Here is a 20751-nt window from a genome sequence, read left to right on the forward strand (position 1 = left end):
AGGCCTTTGAGTCGCAAGCATATCGACAAAAGAAAAAAGAAGCAGAAGAAAAAGCGATTGAAAGCTACCGGTTCAGCTGGGAAAAGCTCGAAAAACAAACAGCAGCCTGGGAGCGTCGAATTTCTTTGTAAGGCGTGTTTCATCACCGAGGACATCCCGAAGGAGGTAGTAACTCAGTTTGATATCATGGACCCCGGGGATCCGGCGGATCCGCCACGGTTTGGCTGTGAACAATGTGGAGGGGAAATGGTTCCGGTTTATTATGAAAGCATTCATGGTATCACTCATGATCATTCAAGGCTCAAAAAATAGGCTACGCCTTCACCCAAAGGGCGAGGCGCAGCCGAGCTTTTTTTAAAGAACAACGATGTGTATCTGTGAATAGCAAAGAGGACGGCTGCTTCAAGCAGGGCCTGAATAACACCTCACACCTGTCTTTTTCTCCAAAACCGGAGGCGGCTCTATGGCCGTGCCGACCAGAAGAAGCAGCGCGTCTTCCTTCGTTGAAGAGAAAAAGTAAGTTGTCGTCAGCCGGCCCCGGTGTTCGATCTGCAAGCTGCAGAGAAAGGGAAACACTTCGGGGATGGTCATTTTGGAAAGGATGTTGTGTATGGAAGAGCGGAAGGTACAGACGGGACGATCGAAAAAAGGGATGGTATCCACTGCCTCTCCGGCAGCAACCGCAGCCGGAGCAGAGATGCTCGCCGCGGGCGGGAATGCGGTAGACGCTGCAGTGGCTGCTGCGTTCTGTCTTGGTGTGTCAGAGCCACAGGCTTCGGGGATCGGCGGGCAGTCGATGGGCCTCATTCATTTGCCTGACGAAGACCGCTCCTTTGCACTGGATGGCTCCGCACGGGCCCCGTTTGAACTGTCTCCCCAAAAAAATCCGGATACCCCGATGAAACTGGGACTCCGCGCAGCGGCAGTTCCTTCTACGCCGGCAGCGCTCGGATACCTGCTGGAACAGTATGGATCCCTCCCGCTGGAAGATATTCTCGCCCCGTCGATACGGGCCTGCGAAGAAGGGGTGCCCGTTACACCGCTGATGCACCGCCTCATCCATAAAGAAGTGGATCAGCTGAAGAAGGATCCGCTCGCTTCTGTACGCTTCCTTCATAAAAAGAAAGCCCTGCAGCCCGGGGATATGCTGTTTCAGCCGGAGCTGGCAGAGACGTTCAAACGCATGGCCGAAGCAGGGTGGCGGGATTTTTACACAGGAGAGATCGCCGAAGATATCGTCGAGGACATGAAGAAACGGAAAGGGCTTATCACGGACATCGACCTGGGGCAGATCCCGCTGCCCGTCGAAAGGGACGTCCTGGAAAGCAGCTACCGGGGGTACGACGTCGTCACGTACCCGCCGCCGGGAGCCGGCAGAGTGCTCGTCCAGCTGCTGAAAACAATGGAACAGTTCGACCCGGACGAACTTCAGAACGATACGCCGACAGGGGCTGTCCTTCTGGCTCTTGCCTTCCGATTTGCGCTCAATTACCGGCAGCGTATGCCGATGGATCCTGATCATTTTTCTCAGTCCATGAATCAGGTCATGATTGATGAGACGTACGCTGCGGAAACGGCGGGGCGGATTCGGGATATTTTCAACGCCGCGCTGGAGGATACGTTCGTGCCTCCACCGACCGCGGGAGAGACGACGCATCTTTCTGTCGTCGACGAAAACGGAATGGCCGTCGGGATCACCCAGTCCATCGAGCTTGTTTTCGGAAGCAAACGCATGGCGGCCGAACGCGGATTCTTTTACAACAATTACATGAGCGCCTTTGAATACAAAGACCGCACCCATCCGTATTATCTGCTGCCGGGGGGACGGCCGTGGTCCAGCGTGGCTCCGGTGATGCTGTTCAAAAAAGGAAGACTCCACTATCTGCTCGGCAGTCCGGGAAGCAGCCGGATTTCAACAACCCTGGCGCAGGTGATTACGCGGCTGATCGATCAGGATGAGTCATTGGAAGAGGCCATCGCAGCCCCGAGATTTCATTCATCCGACAGCGGAGACCTGCAGATCGAACAGCCTCGTTTCCCACGGGAGGTCACCGATGCCCTGCGCCTGGCCAGTTTTCAGCTGCAGAAGCGGGACGCCTACAGTTTTTATCTCGGCTGTGTGCAGGGAGTCGAGGCACCGGGGCGCTGGTTCGGACGCTTCACCGGTGCAGCAGATCCACGACGGGACGGAACGGCTTCCGGACCGGATGAACTAGATGAGGGGAGTGCTTCAGAATGAAGATAGCAGTCGTATACAATAGGGAAAGTCAGGCCGTCATTAACTTGTTCGGCGTACAGAATAAAGAGAAGTACGGACTGGAAACGATCCGCCGCATCCGCGACGGCCTGCGCCGCGGGGGACATGAAGTGAAGACCTTTGAAGGGGATAAGAACCTGATTCAAAACCTCGAAGACTTCATGCCGTCCGTCATCTCCGGGGAACGGCCGGGATTGGTATTCAACCTGAGTTACGGCATCCAGGGCCGGGGACGTTACATGCATGTTCCAGGAATGCTCGAAATGCTTGGCATTCCCTACGTCGGTTCCGGCCCGGAAACGCATGCCCTCGCTCTCGATAAAGTTGTCACGAAGATGATTCTGCTTCAGCAGGGACTGCCGACGCCGAAATTTGCCGTCATGGATACGCCGGATTCCAGCATCAGTGAGGATCTCACGTATCCGCTCATCGTCAAACCGAAAGACGAGGCGGTATCGTTCGGTCTGCGCATTGTTGAAGACGAGCAGGAACTGCGTGAAGGAGTCCAGGTCATTTACGATACATTCCAGTCCCCCACTCTGGTAGAAGAATACATCCAGGGGCGGGAAGTGAATGTCGCGCTGCTCGGCAACAGTCCTGCGGAGGCCCTGCCGCCCGTCGAACTCGTCTTTGGCGAAGGACCGCAGATCTATACGTATGAAGACAAAAAGAGCCAGAGCGGCCGTACGGTCGAAAAAGTATGCCCTGCCCCATTAACAGAAGCAGAGACGGCACGCGTCCAGGAGCTCGCGGTCAAAACGTTCGAAGCGCTCAACTGCCACGACAGCGCGCGGGTGGATTTCCGGATTGATGAGAAGGGGGAACCCTACATTCTCGAAGTGAATTCCATGGCCAGTCTCGGTCCGGACGGCTCCCTCGTTTTTGCCGCGGACAAAATCGGCATGGATTACCCGACGCTCGTCAACCGCATCATTGATGTTACGTGTGAGCGGTACTTCGGCCGGGACTTCATCGATGAAGAAGCAGTCCGGGTGGAAACACAGGAAGGACGACTATTTGAGCGTCTGACGAAAAACCGCGGCAGGCTGGAAAGCGACCTGAACATGTGGACGAACATGTCGAGCCGTACAGAAGATGCTGTCGGCCTGAGCAGCGTCCGTAAAAAAGCGGAGGAACGAGCGGAAAAACTCGGACTGCGGCAGGTCGAGCACTTGACGAATCACCGCTCAGCCTGGACGTGGGAGACGAAAGCCGGAGTAAAGGACGGCACGCTGCTCGTCGTACCACTGGACGTACCGGGGGCCAGAACCGGCTACCCGCTGCCATACCGGCGGGAGCAGGAGTGGCTGTTCGGTGAAGGAATTGCTTCGAGCCGCGGCGGTTTGACTACCGCCTTCGCCTCGCTGCAGGCATTGAAAGATGAGCGGCAGCTGGGAAAAGTCAAAGCCGGTATTTTCTTTTATGCTGACGAAGGCAGGGGCATGCGCTACAGTTCGCCGATGTTGAAGAAAGCAGCAGCTGAAGCAGCAGAAGTGATTGTGATGCAGCCGGGATTTGTCGAAGGAAAAGTCGTCGATCAGCGGCGCGGCTCCCGGCAATTCCATTTGATCGTGGAAGGCGATCCGGAGCGGGCAGGAAAGCGGAGTGAACCAGTGGATGTGCTCAGCTGGTTCCTGGAAAAATCGGCACACCTGCAGCAGTTCAACGACCGCAAACGGCGCATTGCAGCGGTGATCCAGGATATTCGTTCGGAGCGCTACAGTGTACTAATGCCGCACCGGGTGACGGCAACGCTGCTGCTGACGTTTCTGGATGAAAAAACTGCAGAAGAAACCGAACAGCAGATCCGCGGGCTGCTCCAGGATAAGAAAAAAGGCATGCGTACGTACATGGAAGAAGTGTCCTCCCGACCACCGCTGAAGCGGCAGAAGGAGCATCCGATGCTCAAAAAAATGGAGGCCTGCGCGCGCATGCATCAGCTCCCATTCGGCACAGAGTCGGCTCTGCTCTCCAGTGCAGCCGGAGCAGTTGGAGAAGGAGTACCCGTATTGTGCGGCGCGGCTCCTGCCAGCCGGCAGTTGTATACTCCGAACGAAGCCGTGCACCGCATTGAGCTGCTGCAGCGATCTGTGCTGCTCGCCCAGTACCTTCAGCATCAGGCTGAATCGACAAGGAAATAAGAGGAGGAACCATCATGACAAACGAACAGGAACGCCTTCCACTGCTGATTTCCGTGCCGCACGGCGGCGTCGACATTCCAGAAGAACTTCGAGCACGTAGTCTGCTGACCGACGTCGACGTTGCGCTCGATGGAGATACGTGGACGAAGCAGCTGTTTGATTTTGAACAGGAAGCCGCTGTCTATCTTGCGCAGGACACCGCGAGAATCGTGGTGGACCTGAACAGGGACCCGATGGACCGTCCCCCGGAAAATCCGGATGGGGTCGTCAAAACGAAGACCGTGCTCGGCAGTGCAGTCTGGTCGGAAGCACTGACGGAGACAGAAACGAATCAGCTGATCCAGGCTTTCCACGAGCCGTATCACGCTGCGCTCGTCGAAGCTTCCGCCGCGGCAGGACTGGTTGCCGCTGTTGACTGCCACACGATGCTGGCGGATGGACCTGATAAAAACACCGGCGGCTGGTCTGCCCGTCCGTTGATCTGTATCAGCAATCGGGGACTTCCGGACGGAGCAGCGGGGACAGAACCAGTGACGGCTCCAGCGGAAATGATGGAGCAGCTGCGGCTGCTGCTGGAGGAAGTGTTTGCTGACGAAGCAGACGGTACCGTGCCACTGGTCGCCGTGAACACGCCGTTTCTCGGCGGCTACATCACGCAGTCTCACGGACGTCGTTCGGATCTTCCGTGGATCCAGCTTGAACTGAACCGGAAATTGTATCTGCCTGCAGAACCGAAGGCCGTACCGGATGATGCCGATCTGGCCCGGCTGGAGGTGCTCAACCGGAAGCTGTATGACGTGTTCTCGCGATTTGCCGCACAGGCCGTGCCGGCACCGGACGAGCGGAGAACGATATCCTGACCCTTGCAATCCCGCGCAGCATGTGTCTACAATAGAAGTACAGCAATTTTATATGGACCGCACTAGGGGTGCAGCAAGCTGAGAGACGGAGACTGCTCCGTTAACCCTTAGGACCCGAACCAGGTAATACTGGCGTGGGCAAGTGCAGACGGAAATATGTTAAGTATGTCTGCACCTCGTTTCCTTTGGAAACAGGTGCTTTTCTATTTCCTGACGACGGCCGTTCTCTCAGCAGAGGACGGCCGTTTATTTTTTCCTGGCTTTCTTTCGCTGCCGGCGCGTCGGCGCGCTGCCAGGGAATATCATGGTCCTGTATTTTCGGAGAGCCGGTAACGGGTCTCCGTCATTGGAAAAAAATCAAAGGAGGAAATGAATCATGAATGGACTAAGCTGTGGCACAAGCCGCATCGTCGGGGTACGGTTCGCTGTATACCCGATGGCAGACAACTTTGCAGAGATTATTAAAGGAGCACTGAAGGAGACGGATGCCAGTAAGGTGTGGGTGCAGACGGATGATGTTACTACGTGTATCCGCGGGAGATCCGAGCATGTTTTCGATACGGCCAAAGCCGTTTTCGCCCATGCGGCGAAATCCGGGATACACGTTGTATTCAATGGAACGTTTTCGGTCGGCTGTCCCGGTGACAGCGAAGGGGATGCGTATATGAACGAAGATGATCAGCGGCTCAACGATGCGGTGGTACGGGAACTCGACGTGGAGACGGCGACGCATTTCGCGCTCTATCCGATGGCCGATCCTGACTACATGCAGATCATTGCCGATCAGGTGCAGACGGCGGAAAAGCACGGCACCTTCTCCGGCGGGGTGCATTATGCTTCCCGCCTGGATGGGAACGTGAACCACGTTTTCGACACGCTGGAAGAAGCCTTCGTGAACGCGTCGAAAACGAAAGATCGTGGTCATGTCACGATGACCGCCACCGTGTCCGCCAACAGCCCGTCGACGAAAGCCGTATAAGGAGGGTGTCATGAACGAAATCCAGCAGGAACCGAAAACCATCCGTGAATCACTATTGGCCGTCTTTACACTGAAAGAACTGAAGCTTAAAGAAATCGTCCTGATGTCGATGCTCGGGGTCGTGTTCGGCTTTATTTATCTGGCGTTCTACTTCTTCGGCCAGGGGCTCAGAAATATCCTGCTGCCGATCGGGCTCGCTCCGTTCGCCTATGAGTTTATCTTCGGCATCTGGTTTATCGTATCCATCGTTGCGGCCTATATCATCCGCAAACGCGGAACGGCGTTCTGGTCGGAATTGATTGCCGGCACGGTGCAGGTGCTGATCGGCAGTCCAGCTGGTCCGATGCTGATTGTATCCGCAGCCATTCAGGGACTCGGAGCAGAGTCCGCTTTCTGGATGACCAAATACCGGAACTACAGCCTCTGGGTGCTGGTGACGGCCGGGGCGATGGCCGCTGTCTTCAGCTATGCATGGGGGCTGTACCACTCCGGGCTCATCGCTCTGGCCCCGGGACTGCTGCTGGCTACCCTGCTGGTACGGATTGTGAGCGGCATGCTTCTCGCGGGCGTACTCGGCCGCTGGGTAAGCCTCAGCCTGGCCCGGACCGGTGTGCTGCGCGGCTATGCACTCGGAAAGGAGCAGCAGCGTGAGCGCCGCGCATCCTGACCGGGTCCTCGACGTCCGCCGTTTTTCGTTTGCGTTCGAGGAGGTATGGCAGCTGCAGGAGCTCACGTTTCACGTCAATCGAGGTGAAATGCTGCTCCTCTCCGGGGCGAGCGGCACCGGGAAAAGCACTCTCGCACTCTGCATCAACGGACTGTATCCAGAAGCAGTCGAAGGTCAGACCGAGGGCAGCATTCTGCTCAACGGCCGCTGTGTGCAGGACATGCCGAAAGGTCAGGCTGCAGCAGAAGCCGGCGTCGTGTTCCAGGATCCGGAGAGTCAGTTCTGTATGATGAAAGTCGAAGATGAACTTGCTTTCGTTCTTGAAAATCAAGCCGTTCCTCAAAAGGAGATGGATCAGAGAATCACCGATGTATTGACGCAGCTCGGTATCAGCAGCCTGCGTCATCGGGAGATCCATACGTTATCAGGCGGCGAAAAGCAGAAAACAGCGGCGGCGGCCGTGCTGTTAATGGAACCGGATCTGCTGATTCTCGATGAACCTACCGCCAATCTGGATCCTGTTTCTGCCGCCGCTTTTGCCGAGACGATCCATGCTTTGAAAGAAGACCATGCTATCCTGCTGATTGAGCATCAGCCGGATGCCTGGCTTCCTTATCTTGACCGTGTCTGTCTGCTCGACACCCGCGGCGGAATCCGCCTGGAAGGAAAACCGGAGACTGTTTTCTCTGATGAACGGCTGCGGCAGGAAGGTGTCTACCTTCCTGCACGCTATACGCCGCTGCCGCCTCAGGCAGCGCCGCCGGTTTCCGGGCCGGATGTCCTTGAGCTGCAGGCCGTGTCGGCTTTCCGGAGTGATACGCCCATCCTCTCCGACATCAACCTGCGGATACAGGCAGGGACATGCACCGCACTTACTGGACAGAACGGGGCCGGGAAATCCACCTTGCTGCAGGTGATTTCAGCGCTGCTTCCTAAAGCAGCCGGGCGGGTGATGTTTCTCGGACAGGAAGTGACAGCTTGGCAGGAAGCAGAACTCCGTCGAAAGACAGGATATGTTTTCCAGCAGCCGGAACATCAGTTCATCACAGATACCGTAAAAGAAGAACTGACCTTCAGTCCGATGCTGAATGGGCATCCGGATCCGGATGCTCATGCTGCCGGGATGATGCAGCGTTTCGGTCTCGAACACCATGGCGAGGCCAATCCGTTCACCCTCTCCGGCGGGCAGAAACGCCGGCTCAGTACTGCCGTGATGCTGGATGAAACGCCGGAGCTGCTTCTGCTGGATGAACCGACCTTCGGACAGGATGCGGCTTCCACGACAAGGTTAATGGAAGATCTCCACCAGCTCCAGCAGCAAGGAACAGCAGTGCTGCTCATTACACATGATATGCGGCTCGTACACGAATGGTGCAGTCGGGTCATCGTCCTGCATGATGGAAGCATCGCATTCGACGGCAGTCCAGCGGTACTCTGGAGGGAACAGGAGCTGCTGCAGCAGGCACGCCTGCTCGCACCTGAAGGCCGGAAGGAGAAAAGGTATGGCTGAACAAATCAATCCAGCGGTCAAAGCGTTGACCGTGCTCATACCAGGGTTTCTGCTCAGCTTCAGCTTTGACGTCCTGACGCCGCTGCTGTTTCTGCTTTTCCTTCAAGTTTACGTGCTGTTTTTCAGTGGTATCGCCAGAAAGCGCTGGCTGCTGCTGTTTCCCCCGTTCCTGATTGCTGCAGCAGGATTTGCGTGGATGGCGATGCTGTATACAAGTTCGAATTTTGCCGGGGGAGACGTGCTGTTTTCGGTTTTTCATCTCGATGTGACGAGTGGGTCGCTCGTGGTCGGAATCAGCCTCGCCCTCCGCTCTCTTTGTTTTGTTAGTCTATCCCTGCTGTTCGTCCTCACCACCGACCCGACCAGGTTGATGCTGAGTCTCATGCAGCAGGCGAAACTCCCGCCGAAAATCACGTACGGCATCCTGGCCGGCTACCGGTTTGTTCCTTTGTTCCGGCATGAATTCCGGATTCTGCGCCAGGCGCAGCGTGTCCGGGGCGTGACCAGGGTCCGCGGGTGGAAAGGACGTCTGCTGCAGGTCAAGCGCTGTGCTGTTCCACTCCTGGCGAATGCGATCCGCCGGGCAGAACGGACGGCGAATGCGATGGAGTCGAAAGGATTTACCGGCAGCGGCGAACGAACCCACTTCCATCCGATGCGGGTAACAGGAAGAGACTGGCGCTTTTTCGGTCTCATCAACGGCATGCTCCTCGTCGTCTTCGGGCTTTCGTATTATTTCGGATATTTACGTATATTCGGCATTCAGGTTGGGGGATAGCCGAAGATGGAAGAGAAAGCATAAAAAAACCGCGCAGGGAGTTCCCCGCGCGGTTTTTGAACTTGGTTTGTAAGATAGCAAAAAATGTTATAGGAAGAGGACGGTGGCTTCGTCCGCTGCCGTGGATAAAGGAAAGACGTCCACTTGCGTGCATCCAGCGGCCGAAAGGCTTGTCGTTCAGTTGTTTTTAGAGAGGAAGAGCAGGTCAATCATCTTCGTGGTCATTGACATACCGCTGAAAAGTCGGTGCGTTGTACTGTTCCATCGTATCAATCAGCCTGCCGGGATCCTGGGCGATTTGAATCATCCCGAGGTAGCTTTCATGAAGAAACTCCTCTTTGACCATATGATCGAGCATATGAAGAAGCGGATCGTAAAATTCATTGATATTGACAACGCCGATGGACTTCCGGTGCAGACCGAGCTGCGCCCACGTGAAGATTTCAAAGAATTCCTCCATCGTCCCTGCTCCTCCGGGAAGAACAACAAATCCGTCAGCCATGTCGGCCATGCGTGACTTTCGTTCATGCATCGAATCTACGATGATCAAATCATCCAGCATTGGATGAGCTACTTCTCGTTCCTGCAGCATTTTCGGCATGACGCCGGTGACACGGCCGCCGGCTTCCAGGCAGGCGTTGGCAGCAACTCCCATCATGCCGACGGCGCCGCCTCCATAGATCATCTCGATGCCGCGTTCTGCTAGAGCCTGTCCAAGTTTTTTGGCTTCTGTCTCATACAAAGACGTTCTTCCGGAGCTGGATCCACAGTAGATGGTGATCCGCTTCATGCCGACTCCCCCTTTGTGACAAATTGGTAACGCTGCTTTTATTTTAACACGAAAGACCTGATTCTGCCGTCATGTTTTCAAACAGTTTTGACTTTTTCGTGTGTATGTGCCAGTTGTATCCGTTTTAATCGGGGAGCAGCTTCTCCTCCTGCTGCGGCGAAAGGAAGACGGCCGCGCCCGTTGTTGGAAGACAGGAAGAGACGGCGCCGTCAAAAATGTTCATTTAACAAATTTGTCACGTGCGTGATCCTTTATCACTGTGCTACAATTATGAAAACGTTTTCTTTGTTTCGTGAGTAAGCATGAGAGGTCATGGAGAAAGGCGACGGCTCCTTGCTTTTGACCGCGGGTACTAGATAAAAAACGAATGAGGCTCTTTTTTTTCGGCCTCCTTGTGAAATAAAAAACAAACATCGTAGATAGAGCAGGTGATCATATGATTAAAGGATTTTCTCATTACTGGACAAAAAAGCAGATAAAAACCCATTTATCCGTTGTGAAAGGAAAGACGCCTCCGACGCTCGTGATCAAAGACGTCACGTATTTGAACAGCATGCGCCGGCAGTGGGTCACCGCCAATATCTGGATATACGAAGACCGTATCGTCTATATCGGCAGTGACATGCCCGAATCAGCGGACAGCGTCATGGATGCAGAAGGGAAGTTTGCCGTCCCTGGCTACATTGAACATCATGCCCACCCGTTTCAGCTGTACAATCCGATGACCCTCGCAGCTTTCAGTGCCGTTCGCGGAACGACGACCATGGTCGGTGACAACCTGCCTTTTTTCCTGCATTTACAGAAGGACAAAGCATTTGCACTGCTGGATAAAATGCAGGAGACACCGATGACCATGCTCTGGTCGGCCCGGTATGATTCTCAGACCGAGCTGCAGCAGGAAAATGAAGTGTTCTCCTACGCCAACATCCGCTCCTGGCTCGACCACCCTTATGTCGTACAGGGAGGCGAACTGACAGATTGGTCGAAGGTGCTTAACGGGAGTGACGACCAGCTGCTGCACAGCATGACCGAAACGAAGGATCTGCGCAAGCCGATTGAGGGACATCTTCCCGGAGCCGGGAAAAAGACCCTCACGCAGATGGCGCTCCTCGGCGTAGATGGAGATCATGAAGCAATGACGGGAGAAGACGTCATGGCCAGACTCGACTCTGGTATAACGGCATCGCTGCGCAGCTCCTCTATCCGGGATGATCTGCCTGATTTACTGGACGAGCTGCATGAACTTGGTTTGAACAATTATGATTCGCTCATGATGACAACGGATGGATCTCCGCCTCATTTCACGAAGCACGGCATGATGGAGCGCCTGATCCAAACGGCAACGGACCACGGAGTGCCGTTCATCGACGCTGTTCATATGGTGACTAAGAATGTCGCGCGTCATTTCTTCATGGACGATGTCCTCGGCATCATTGCGCCCGGCAGAATTGCGAGCATCAACTTTCTTTCTTCCAAAGACGATCCGAGACCAGTCGATGTTCTGGCGAAAGGCCGCTGGGTCCGCAGAGACGACGAGCCCTGCTTTCCGGAAATCGATATCAACTGGAGCGATTTTGGTCTAGGGCCGCTCGAGCTGGATTGGGATCTCGGAGAAAAAGACCTTCATTTTTCCATGCCGCTCGGAATGGAGATGGAAAACGATGTGATCATGAAGCCATATCAGATTCTGAAAGATCCAACCGGAGACCGGCTGCCGGAAGACTGCGATGAACATTTCATGGTGCTGATCGACCGGGAGGGCAGATGGAACGTCTCCACACTCGTCAAAGGCTTCGCTGGGAATATCTATGGGTTTGCAAGCTCCTTCTCCTCTGCCGGCGATATTCTGCTGATCGGAAAAGATAAGGAAGGTATCAGAAAAGCCTTCCAGCGGCTGAAAGAGAAGAAGGGGGGCATCCTGCTTCTTGATGAAGATGGTACGGAAACAGCAGTAGATCTGCCGATAGCCGGCATGTTTTCTGCGCTCGGCATGGAAGAAGGACTCATCGACCAGGAGGCGGCCTTCCGGGAAGCTATGCAGGCCCGCGGCTATGCCTTCGGGGACCCGGTCTACACCCTCCTTTTCTTTTCCGCCACACACCTCCCGTACGTGCGGATTACGCAGAAAGGGATCATCGATGTGAAAAAGAAAAGGGTACTCTTTCCCGCGCTTATGCGTTAAACTAGAAAAGGAAGGCAGAGCCGGGGAGAGATTATCAGGATGAAAAAAACAGCATGGCTGTGCGGAATCCTGCTAGCAGCAGGGTGCAGCGGCGCAGAGAATAACGAGAATAACATGGAAGAGGAAGCAGGCAGTACAGCAGAGAACGCTGCCGTCTCCAACGAGAATAACGCCAATAATAACGAGGAAGCACAGGATCCGGAAGATTTTGACTACACGTTTCCGCTCACTGGATTGGGAGCGGAGGAGGATCCGGACCACCGTGCATTCGGCGTGATGATCGAGAATGCACCACAGGCCCGGCCGTATGCCGGGGTAGAAGAAGCCGACGTCGTCATGGAAGTGTTGTCCGAAGGGGACATCACGCGGCTGCTCGCTGTCTTTCACAGCAGCGGTCCGGACGTGATCGGCTCTGTCCGAAGTGCGAGAGATTATTATATCGATCTCAACAACGGTTTCGATGCCTTGTACGTTTCAGCCGGCGGCAGTCCGGCGGCGTTTGAGATGTTCCAGTCCGGGGAAGTGGATTTTATTAACGGGCTGGAATATGACGGCGTCCATTTTGAGCGGTATGAAGACCGGTCTGCTCCGCACGATCTTTTTACGTCGTGGGACGGGCTGCTGGATGCAGCGGAGGACAGCGGCAGAGACATCGATACGGCCCCGCCGGAACTCAACTTTGCGGAGGAAGAAGCGCCGCTTGAAGACGACGTGGAAAGCCTTGAGATTGCCTACGGCGGCAGCAGCGGGGTCACCTTCACGTATGACGAAGAAGAAGGCGGCTATCTGCGCAGCGTCGATGGCGAGCCGATGGAAGACCTGGAGACAGGGGACCCCGTCGCGCCGCGCAATGTTCTCATTGCAGAAGCTCCTCATGACGTGGTGGATGACGAAGGACGCCGGGATATTGATGTGGAAGCAGGCGGAGATGCCTACCTTGCCTATGACGGTACGGTCGTCCGGGCAGCGTGGGAAAATCAGGACGGGGTGATTGTTCCTGTCGATGATGAAGGAGAACCGATCCCGCTCCAGCCTGGTCAGACATGGATCAGCATAACGGAGGAAGATCTGGACAACTACGTGGATATGGACGGGGCGGACTAGCCCAGGAGAGGAGAGACCACTCCATGCAGATCGATAAACTAAGAGGGAAAGAACTGGATCAGCTCTTTGATGCCATTTTAAGTCTAAAGGATAAAGAAGAATGCTATCAATTTTTCGATGATCTATGTACGATGAATGAAATTCAGTCCCTGGCCCAGCGGCTCGAAGTTGCACGCATGCTGATGGAGGGGGATACCTACCAGCGCATTGAACAGGAAACCGGCGCCAGTACCGCGACCATCTCCCGGGTGAAGCGCTGCATCAATTACGGGAATGACGGCTACAAATTCACGCTCGACCGGGTGCACGACCCGGAACATCACCGCACGTAGATCAAGACTTTCCTTCAGCAGCATGCTGCTGAGGGAAAGTCTTTTTTTAAGGATGCTAAAGTTTTCATACAGGGGGACGGCGGCATCGAACGCTGCGCGGGAAGGACGAAGAACCTGTTCTTCCCTTGAAAACTCTGCAGCGACGAGGCACGCTGTTCCGACCAAAAGGCGCTTCGCGCTTTTGGTCCTTAGAAACAGAGGATGTCATAGGAGGAGGAGGAAGGCGCTCGCCCGGCGCGGTAGGCACAGTGCCTTCTTTTCGTACGTCTCCTTTGACGCTTACAGCGGGCGCAGCGTAGTGGCGGGGTTGTGGCTTGAGTCGACAGGGTTCAGGTGATACCTCGACGTACCTCTCGTTTTGTGTGGCGGGGTGGAAGCCGTCTGGCGGACTTTTTCTCCCGGGCGACAGACTTTTGCCGCGGGGCGACGAGGTTTTGGTGTCCGGGCGACGCGCTTCGTCTGTCCAGTCGACCAGGTTTCTGCCTCTGGCAGCGGTGCATGGTCTTCAAACGTTCGAAGGTGCAGGGGATCGACGTCTTGGTGGCCCGCTGCGTGGGATCTGTCTTCCGTCCTCGTAAAAGAACGTGGAAATCGGCCGCAGGACACCTGCAGAGGCGGGGCGTTTCTGCTATACTGAACGCTGAGAAGCAGAGGTGTGAGGTGGAAGCATGAAAACATATGAAGAGTGGCGGCACGTCTTTAAGCTCGATCCTGCCGAAACACTGTCCGATGACGCACTCGAACAGCTGTGTGAATCCGGGACAGATGCGGTCATTGTCGGCGGAACTGACAACGTCACAGAAGAAGATACACTGGATCTGCTTATGCGGATTCGACGATACAGCACAGCCTGCGCACTGGAGGTCAGCGACGTGGACGCAGTGGTTCCCGGGTTCGATTATTACCTCGTCCCTTCCGTGCTCAACTCACGTGATAGAGAATGGGTCATCGGCCGTCACCATCAGGCGATGCTGGAATTCGGGCCTTTTACGTCTGCGGAAGAACTGATTGGAGAAGGATACTGCATCCTTAACCCGGAGGCAAAAGCAGCGGTTCTTACCAACGCGGATACGTCGCTGGACACGGAGTCGATTGAGGCTTATGCACGGACCGCGGAGCAGCTGTTCCGTCTGCCGGTTTTTTATCTTGAATACAGCGGTACATATGGAGACCCGTCCGTCGTCAAGGCAGCAGATGAGGTACTCGAACAGGCCCGCCTGTTTTACGGCGGCGGCATCACGACGACAGCACAGGCGGCAGAAATGGCCGCGCATGCCGACACGATTGTCGTCGGAAATATTATCTATGAGGATCTCAAAGCGGCACTGAAGACAGTGGAAGCGGTCCAATCCGCGGCCCGCTGTACAAAATAACGAGAATAAGGTAAGCTGATTTTAGAACAAATGTTTGGGTGGTGAGAGCGTGACAGAAACATTGCTGACAGGACTGAATCCGGAACAGCAGCGAGCAGTAAAACATAATGAAGGACCGCTCCTGATCATGGCAGGAGCAGGGAGTGGAAAGACGCGCGTACTAACGCATCGCATCGCATATCTGATCAGTGAGAAAGGCGTTCCGCACTGGTCGATTCTGGCGATTACTTTTACGAACAAAGCAGCTCGGGAGATGAAGGACCGGGTCGCATCGATTGTCGGCCGCGGAGCAGAAGAGATGTGGATTTCCACCTTCCATTCGATGTGCGTCCGCATTCTCCGCCGGGACATCGACCGGCTCGGCATCAACCGTAACTTCACGATCCTCGATGGAAGTGACCAGCAGACGGTCATGAAGCGGATCGTAAAGGAAATGAACCTCGATAAGAAGAAATTTGATCCGCGCGCGATGCTCGGAACGATCAGCAGTGCGAAGAACGAACTGAAGGACGCGGCAGCCTTCGCTAAATCAGCCAATGGATTCTGGGAAGAGACCGCTGCGGATGTGTACAAGAAATATGAAAAAGAATTGAAGAAAAACCAGGCACTGGACTTTGATGATTTAATCATGACGACCATCCGGCTGTTCCGTCAGGTGCCGGAAGTGCTCGAATACTATCAGCGCCGCTTCCGCTACGTCATGGTCGATGAATATCAGGATACAAACAAAGCACAGTACGAACTGGTGAAGCAGATTGCCGACCGGCATCACAATCTCTGTGTCGTCGGTGACTCGGACCAGTCGATCTACCGCTGGCGCGGGGCAGACATCAAGAACATCCTCTCGTTCGAGAAAGACTATGAGAATGCCGTCGTCGTCATGCTGGAACAGAACTACCGCTCGACGAAGCATATTCTGGATGCAGCGAATGCGGTGATTGATAACAATGCGAACAGACGGAAGAAGGACCTCTGGACGGAAAATACCGCCGGCGAGAAAATCACGCTGTACGAAGCGGGCAATGAACAGGAAGAGGCACGCTATATCGTCGGAAAAATGAAGGAGCACATAGATAACGGCATGAAGGCTTCCGATCTCGCAGTCCTTTACCGGACGAATGCCCAGTCTCGTGTGCTGGAGGAACTGCTCGTCAAATCGAACATGCCGTATACGATCGTCGGCGGCACGAAGTTCTATGATCGAAAAGAGATCAAAGATCTGCTTGCCTACCTCCGGCTGATTTCGAATCCGGATGACGACATCAGCTTCCGCCGGATCGTCAACGTTCCGAAACGGGGCATCGGCGGAACGACAGTGGATAAACTGCAGGCCTATGCGGATGCGCATGATTTGTCCTTGTTTCAGACGGTGCAGGAAATCGAGCAGGTCGGCCTCAGTGCCAGATTCAGCGGCACGCTGCGAAGCTTTGCCGAACAACTGAAGGGCTGGGTGGACATGCAGGAGTATCTGCCTGTCATGGAGCTCGTCGAAGAAATGCTGGAGAAAACAGGCTATCGTGACATGCTGAAGCAGGATCAGAGTCTCGAATCGGAATCACGCCTCGAAAATATTGAAGAATTCCTGACAGTAGCGAAGGAATTCGAAGATGTCAGCGAAGACAAGACGCTGACAGCCTTTTTAACGGACCTCGCACTGGTGGCTGACATTGACCAGGTCGATGAAGAGGAAGAAGCGCAGGTTAAATCCATTCTCATGACGCTTCATTCTGCAAAGGGACTGGAATTTCCCGTCGTCTTCCTGGCTGGTCTGGAAGAAGGAGTCTTTCCGCACAGCCGCTCGCTCATGGAGGAAGAGGAGATGGAGGAAGAGCGCCGTCTCGCCTACGTAGGCATCACGCGTGCCGAAGAGCAGCTTTATTTGACTCGGGCAAGAATGCGGACGATTTTCGGCAAAACGAATGCCAACCCTCCTTCGCGGTTCATCTATGAACTTCCTTCCGAATTGACAGCCGAAGCGGGTGTAATGGAAGTACCTTGGAGTAACGGCGGCAGGCGCACGGTCGAAAGCGGCGGCAGTCAGCGTCCGGCGGAAAAGCGTACCGTAAAAACGATGCAGCGGACGACAACGGGCGGCGACAGCTTCGCCTGGTCGATCGGTGATAAGGCTTCCCATAAGAAATGGGGAACAGGCACGGTCGTAAGCATCCGCGGCAAAGGGGAAGACGTTGAACTCGATATCGCCTTCCCGGAGATCGGCATCAAGCGGCTGTTTGCCAAGTTTGCGCCGATCACGAAAGAATAGAGGTGGATGGACGTGTCTAAAGAGCAGATTGATGCGCTGACGAAAGAACTGCAGGATCATGCCTACCGGTACTATGTCCTGGATGAACCGGTCATTGATGACGCAGCTTATGACAAGAAGCTGCGGGAACTGCAGGAACTCGAGGCAGCATATCCGGAATACAAACAGGAGGACTCCCCGACCGAACGCGTCGGCGGAGAACCACTGGATCAGTTTAAAAAAGTCCGGCACGAGATCCCGATGATGTCCCTTTCCAACGCGTTCAATGCGGAGGAGCTGCGGGAATTCGACCGGCGCGTCCGCGAAGGGCTCGGGGAAGAAGCGTCCTACAGCTGCGAGCTGAAATTCGATGGACTGGCAGTGACGCTGAAATACGAAAACGGCCGCTTCGTCCAGGGCGCTACACGTGGCGACGGGACGACCGGAGAGGATATTACAGCCAACCTGCGCACGATCCCCTCGATTCCGCTGAAGCTGCAAAAGCCCGTGACGATCGAAGTGCGGGGAGAAGCCTTCATGCCGAAAGCATCGTTTGAACGACTGAATCAGGCGAGGGAGGCACAAGGAGAGGCGCTCTTTGCCAACCCGCGGAACGCCGCAGCCGGTTCTCTCCGGCAGCTCGATCCGAAAATTGCAGCAGACCGGCATCTGAATATTTTCATTTACGCCGTTGCTTCGCTGGAAGAAGACGGCCCGGATACCCACACAGAAGCGCTTGCCTATGCCGCAGAGCTCGGCTTCCACGTGAACAAAGAGACGAAGCAGGCCGCCTCCATCGATGAAGTGATAGCGGTCTGTGAAGCCTGGGAAGACAAACGGAGCGAACTGCCGTACGAAATCGACGGCGTCGTGGTGAAAGTGGATAACCTGGAAGCACAAGAGCAGCTTGGTTATACGGCCAAGAGTCCAAGGTGGGCAACTGCTTACAAGTTTCCGGCAGAAGAAGTGACAACGGTGCTTCGCGATATTGAACTGAGTATCGGCAGAACAGGCGCCGTGACCCCGACAGCCATTCTCGATCCCGTCCCGGTGGCAGGGACGACAGTACAGCGGGCGTCCCTGCATAACGAAGATCTGATCCGCGAACAAGATGTGAAAATCGGGGACCGCATCGTTATTAAAAAAGCAGGGGACATCATTCCGAAAGTGGTCCGGGTTCTGACAGAAGAACGAACCGGCGATGAAATCGATTTTCATATGCCGGACACCTGTCCGGAATGCGGGGAGGAACTCGTGCGCATCGAGGGGGAAGTCGCCCTCCGCTGTGTGAATCCGCTCTGCCCTGCCCAGATCCGGGAAGGACTGATCCACTTCGTCTCGCGTAATGCGATGAACATTGACGGGCTGGGCGAAAAAGTCATCACCCAGCTGTTTGATCATGATCTCGTCCGGAGTGTCGCTGATTTGTACCGGCTGGAAAAAGAATCCCTGCTGCAGCTGGACCGGATGGGAGAGAAATCAACAGAGAACCTGCTTCAAGCCATAGAAGTCTCGAAAGAAAATCCGCTCGACAAGCTGCTGTTCGGGCTCGGCATCCGCTTTGTCGGTTCAAAGGGAGCGGAGACGCTTGCAGCAGAATTTCGAACGATGGAACGTCTGCAGCAGGCGGAGCTGGATGAGCTGACAGCGGTTCATGATATTGGAGAGAAGATGGCTGATGCTGTCGTCACCTATTTTCAACAGGAGACGGTCCAGCAGCTGATCGATGAACTCCGCAGCCTCGGTCTGAATATGAGCTATGCCGGCACAGAAGCCGCCGAAGTCGACGAAGACAGTGCATTCAGCGGAAAGACGTTCGTGCTGACAGGGTCGATGGATGCCATGAGCCGCAGTGAGGCCAAAAAAGAAATCGAAGCCCGTGGGGGAAAAGTGACCTCCAGCGTTACCTCGAAGACCGATGTCGTGATTGCCGGCGAGAAAGCCGGATCCAAGCAGCGGAAAGCGGAGGAACTCGAGATCCCTGTGTGGGATGAAGAGGCCTTCACTTCGCGGCTGGACTAGGCGGAAACGTTTAAGGAAAACCACAGGAACCGTCCTTACCAGTTGATGGGACGGTTCCTTTTAGCGCGGGTGAAAAAAGAAGATACTGCACAGCAAGCATATGACGGCGTCGTCCCCATGTCCTTTCGACCGAAAGGGGCTTGTGCGCTTGTGGTCTGGATTCCTCCGACGAAGGACAGGCTGGCAGAATAGGGCGGTATGTGAGAAAATACGAGAAGATGGATCAGTTTTTCAGGGAGGACGAACATGATTAAATACTGGATTGCCGCCGGCACAGCCCTGCTCGTATTGAGCGGGTGTACGAATACAGAAGATGACGAAGAAAATGTGCTCGTTGTCGAAGAAACAGAAGATGAAGAGGCGGAGGAGCTTGTCAGCACACCGACGATCAGTTCGCCGGATAACTACTTCCGTAATGTGCTGGAAGATGGCACCTATCAGCGGAGTGAAGCACGCGGAAGTACCGCTCATGCGATGAACAATCGAATCGACATTGACCATTTTGAACGCGGCATGATGGAAGCGGCTGCTGAAAGGTTCGACCCGGATGATTATTTCTTCCAGGAAGGGAATTATCTATCCGGTGAAATCCTCAACAGCTGGCTGCGCAGATTTGAGCCGTCGCAGGAGGATGAAGATATCGAAGAAATCGAAGGTGATGCAGAGGACGGCACGGCACCTGAACAGGAAGTGGAGGAATCAGCGGGCCTGAACCCACCGCTGGCTGACGCAGAAAGTGAAGAAGACGCCATGCGCGGGAATCCGCTCGTTCTCTCGAATATTCAGGAACATAACTACTATATCGGCAGTGAAGAAGAAGGCGTTGAACTCGGCGGTGTGGTCATTGGACTGTCGGTGAGGAACATTTATTATTTCCGGACGGAAACCGAAGACGGCCTGCTGAACTTCCACGAAGAACCGGTAGACGAAGAATTTGCTCTAGAATACGCCCAGGATGCTGCAGGTACGATTCTGCAGCGGCTGCGCGGAACCGAAGAGCTGGAAGAGGTACCTGTCACCTTTGCGATTTTCCGTGAAGAGCCGAGGGGATCAGTGGAACCAGGGACTTTCCGCATGATGTCGCATGTCGGAGAAGGCGAGAATAACATTCAAGGCTGGGAAGGAATCAGCGAGAGCAACCTCGTCTTTCCGTCCAGTGAAGCGCGCGACCAGCAGCCGCAGCTTGCAGATGAGTTCACCTCTTTCCGTGAAGATGTCGAGCACTTCTTTGACGAGCCACTTGGAGTCATTGGACGTGCCAGATACAAAGACAATTCACTGCACGAATTTGATGTTGAAATTAACATTCAGTCGCACGGAATGCCGGAAGTCATTGCGCTGACCCAGTTCATCAGCGGACAGCTCGAGGATGCAGCCTTTTCCGGAGGAGCTCCGCTGCATATCTCCATCAGCTCTGTGGAAGGCAACGAAGCCGTGATTGTCCAGCATCCCAACCAGGAACCCTTTGTTCATATTTACTAACCGTGTTTGAAGCGGAACCATTGGAAGCACCG

Annotated in this window: 16 protein-coding genes and 1 riboswitch; of the genes, 15 read left to right on the top strand and 1 reads right to left on the bottom strand. The window is 54.8% G+C overall.

The window, feature by feature from the left end:
* The 8 genes from G477_RS21440 to G477_RS0103610 all read left to right on the top strand — a co-directional run.
* Positions 1-312, top strand: a 312-nt coding sequence (locus G477_RS21440) for a hypothetical protein (RefSeq protein WP_205622327.1), incomplete at its 5' end; no start/stop codon positions are given.
* 298 nt (positions 313-610) lie between these two features.
* Positions 611-2239 (top strand): gamma-glutamyltransferase family protein, encoded by a 1629-nt coding sequence (locus G477_RS0103580; RefSeq protein ID WP_026696785.1) that lies wholly within the window; start codon positions 611-613, stop codon positions 2237-2239.
* On the top strand, positions 2236-4398 hold the full coding sequence (locus tag G477_RS0103585; RefSeq protein WP_026696786.1) for a M20/M25/M40 family metallo-hydrolase: 2163 nt from the start codon (positions 2236-2238) through the stop codon (positions 4396-4398). Before G477_RS0103580 ends, G477_RS0103585 begins: the two co-directional genes overlap by 4 nt.
* Positions 4399-4412: 14 nt before the next feature.
* Entirely contained in the window at positions 4413-5258 is an 846-nt protein-coding gene (locus G477_RS0103590; RefSeq protein ID WP_026696787.1) for an N-formylglutamate amidohydrolase, read from the top strand.
* A 54-nt stretch (positions 5259-5312) separates the two neighbouring features.
* A riboswitch (TPP riboswitch) is annotated at positions 5313-5416 on the top strand.
* 218 nt (positions 5417-5634) lie between these two features.
* Positions 5635-6237, top strand: a complete 603-nt coding sequence (locus tag G477_RS0103595) for a YkoF family thiamine/hydroxymethylpyrimidine-binding protein (protein ID WP_026696788.1) — start codon at positions 5635-5637, stop codon at positions 6235-6237.
* A 10-nt stretch (positions 6238-6247) separates the two neighbouring features.
* Positions 6248-6904 (top strand): ECF transporter S component, encoded by a 657-nt coding sequence (locus tag G477_RS0103600; protein WP_051287641.1) that lies wholly within the window; start codon positions 6248-6250, stop codon positions 6902-6904.
* Positions 6885-8414, top strand: a complete 1530-nt coding sequence (locus G477_RS0103605) for an ABC transporter ATP-binding protein (protein ID WP_026696790.1) — start codon at positions 6885-6887, stop codon at positions 8412-8414. The genes G477_RS0103600 and G477_RS0103605 overlap by 20 nt, the downstream gene beginning before the upstream one ends.
* The gene (locus G477_RS0103610; RefSeq protein WP_026696791.1) at positions 8407-9192 is read left to right on the top strand and encodes an energy-coupling factor transporter transmembrane component T family protein; all 786 of its coding nucleotides are present in this window, start codon (positions 8407-8409) and stop codon (positions 9190-9192) included. The genes G477_RS0103605 and G477_RS0103610 overlap by 8 nt, the downstream gene beginning before the upstream one ends.
* 205 nt (positions 9193-9397) lie before the next feature.
* On the opposite strand, the gene G477_RS0103615 is transcribed toward G477_RS0103610, so the two are convergent.
* Positions 9398-9982: an LOG family protein gene (locus tag G477_RS0103615; protein ID WP_026696792.1), complete on the bottom strand. Its 585-nt coding sequence runs from the start codon at positions 9980-9982 to the stop codon at positions 9398-9400.
* A gap of 436 nt (positions 9983-10418) precedes the next feature.
* Here G477_RS0103615 and G477_RS0103620 point away from each other — a divergent pair, with 436 nt between their 5' ends.
* From G477_RS0103620 to G477_RS0103655, 7 genes are all read left to right on the top strand, one after another.
* Complete coding sequence (locus tag G477_RS0103620) at positions 10419-12164, top strand: adenine deaminase C-terminal domain-containing protein (protein WP_026696793.1); 1746 nt, start codon at positions 10419-10421, stop codon at positions 12162-12164.
* Between the two features lie 39 nt (positions 12165-12203).
* Positions 12204-13268 (top strand): DUF3048 domain-containing protein, encoded by a 1065-nt coding sequence (locus G477_RS0103625; protein WP_051287642.1) that lies wholly within the window; start codon positions 12204-12206, stop codon positions 13266-13268.
* 23 nt (positions 13269-13291) lie between these two features.
* Positions 13292-13600: a YerC/YecD family TrpR-related protein gene (locus G477_RS0103630; protein WP_026696795.1), complete on the top strand. Its 309-nt coding sequence runs from the start codon at positions 13292-13294 to the stop codon at positions 13598-13600.
* A 668-nt stretch (positions 13601-14268) separates the two neighbouring features.
* Positions 14269-14973, top strand: a complete 705-nt coding sequence (gene pcrB, locus G477_RS0103635; RefSeq protein WP_026696796.1) for a heptaprenylglyceryl phosphate synthase — start codon at positions 14269-14271, stop codon at positions 14971-14973.
* A 49-nt stretch (positions 14974-15022) separates the two neighbouring features.
* Positions 15023-17236, top strand: a complete 2214-nt coding sequence (gene pcrA / locus G477_RS0103640; RefSeq protein ID WP_245575383.1) for a DNA helicase PcrA — start codon at positions 15023-15025, stop codon at positions 17234-17236.
* A 6-nt stretch (positions 17237-17242) separates the two neighbouring features.
* Positions 17243-19237 (top strand): NAD-dependent DNA ligase LigA, encoded by a 1995-nt coding sequence (gene ligA, locus G477_RS0103645; RefSeq protein WP_026696798.1) that lies wholly within the window; start codon positions 17243-17245, stop codon positions 19235-19237.
* Between the two features lie 246 nt (positions 19238-19483).
* A complete protein-coding gene (locus tag G477_RS0103655) occupies positions 19484-20719 on the top strand; it encodes a CamS family sex pheromone protein (RefSeq protein WP_026696799.1) in 1236 nt (411 codons plus the stop codon).
* Positions 20720-20751: the final 32 nt, after the last annotated feature.

Origin of the sequence: Alkalicoccus chagannorensis DSM 18086, from assembly GCF_000429725.1 — a bacterium.
GTDB classification, from domain to species: domain Bacteria; phylum Bacillota; class Bacilli; order Bacillales; family Salisediminibacteriaceae; genus Alkalicoccus; species Alkalicoccus chagannorensis.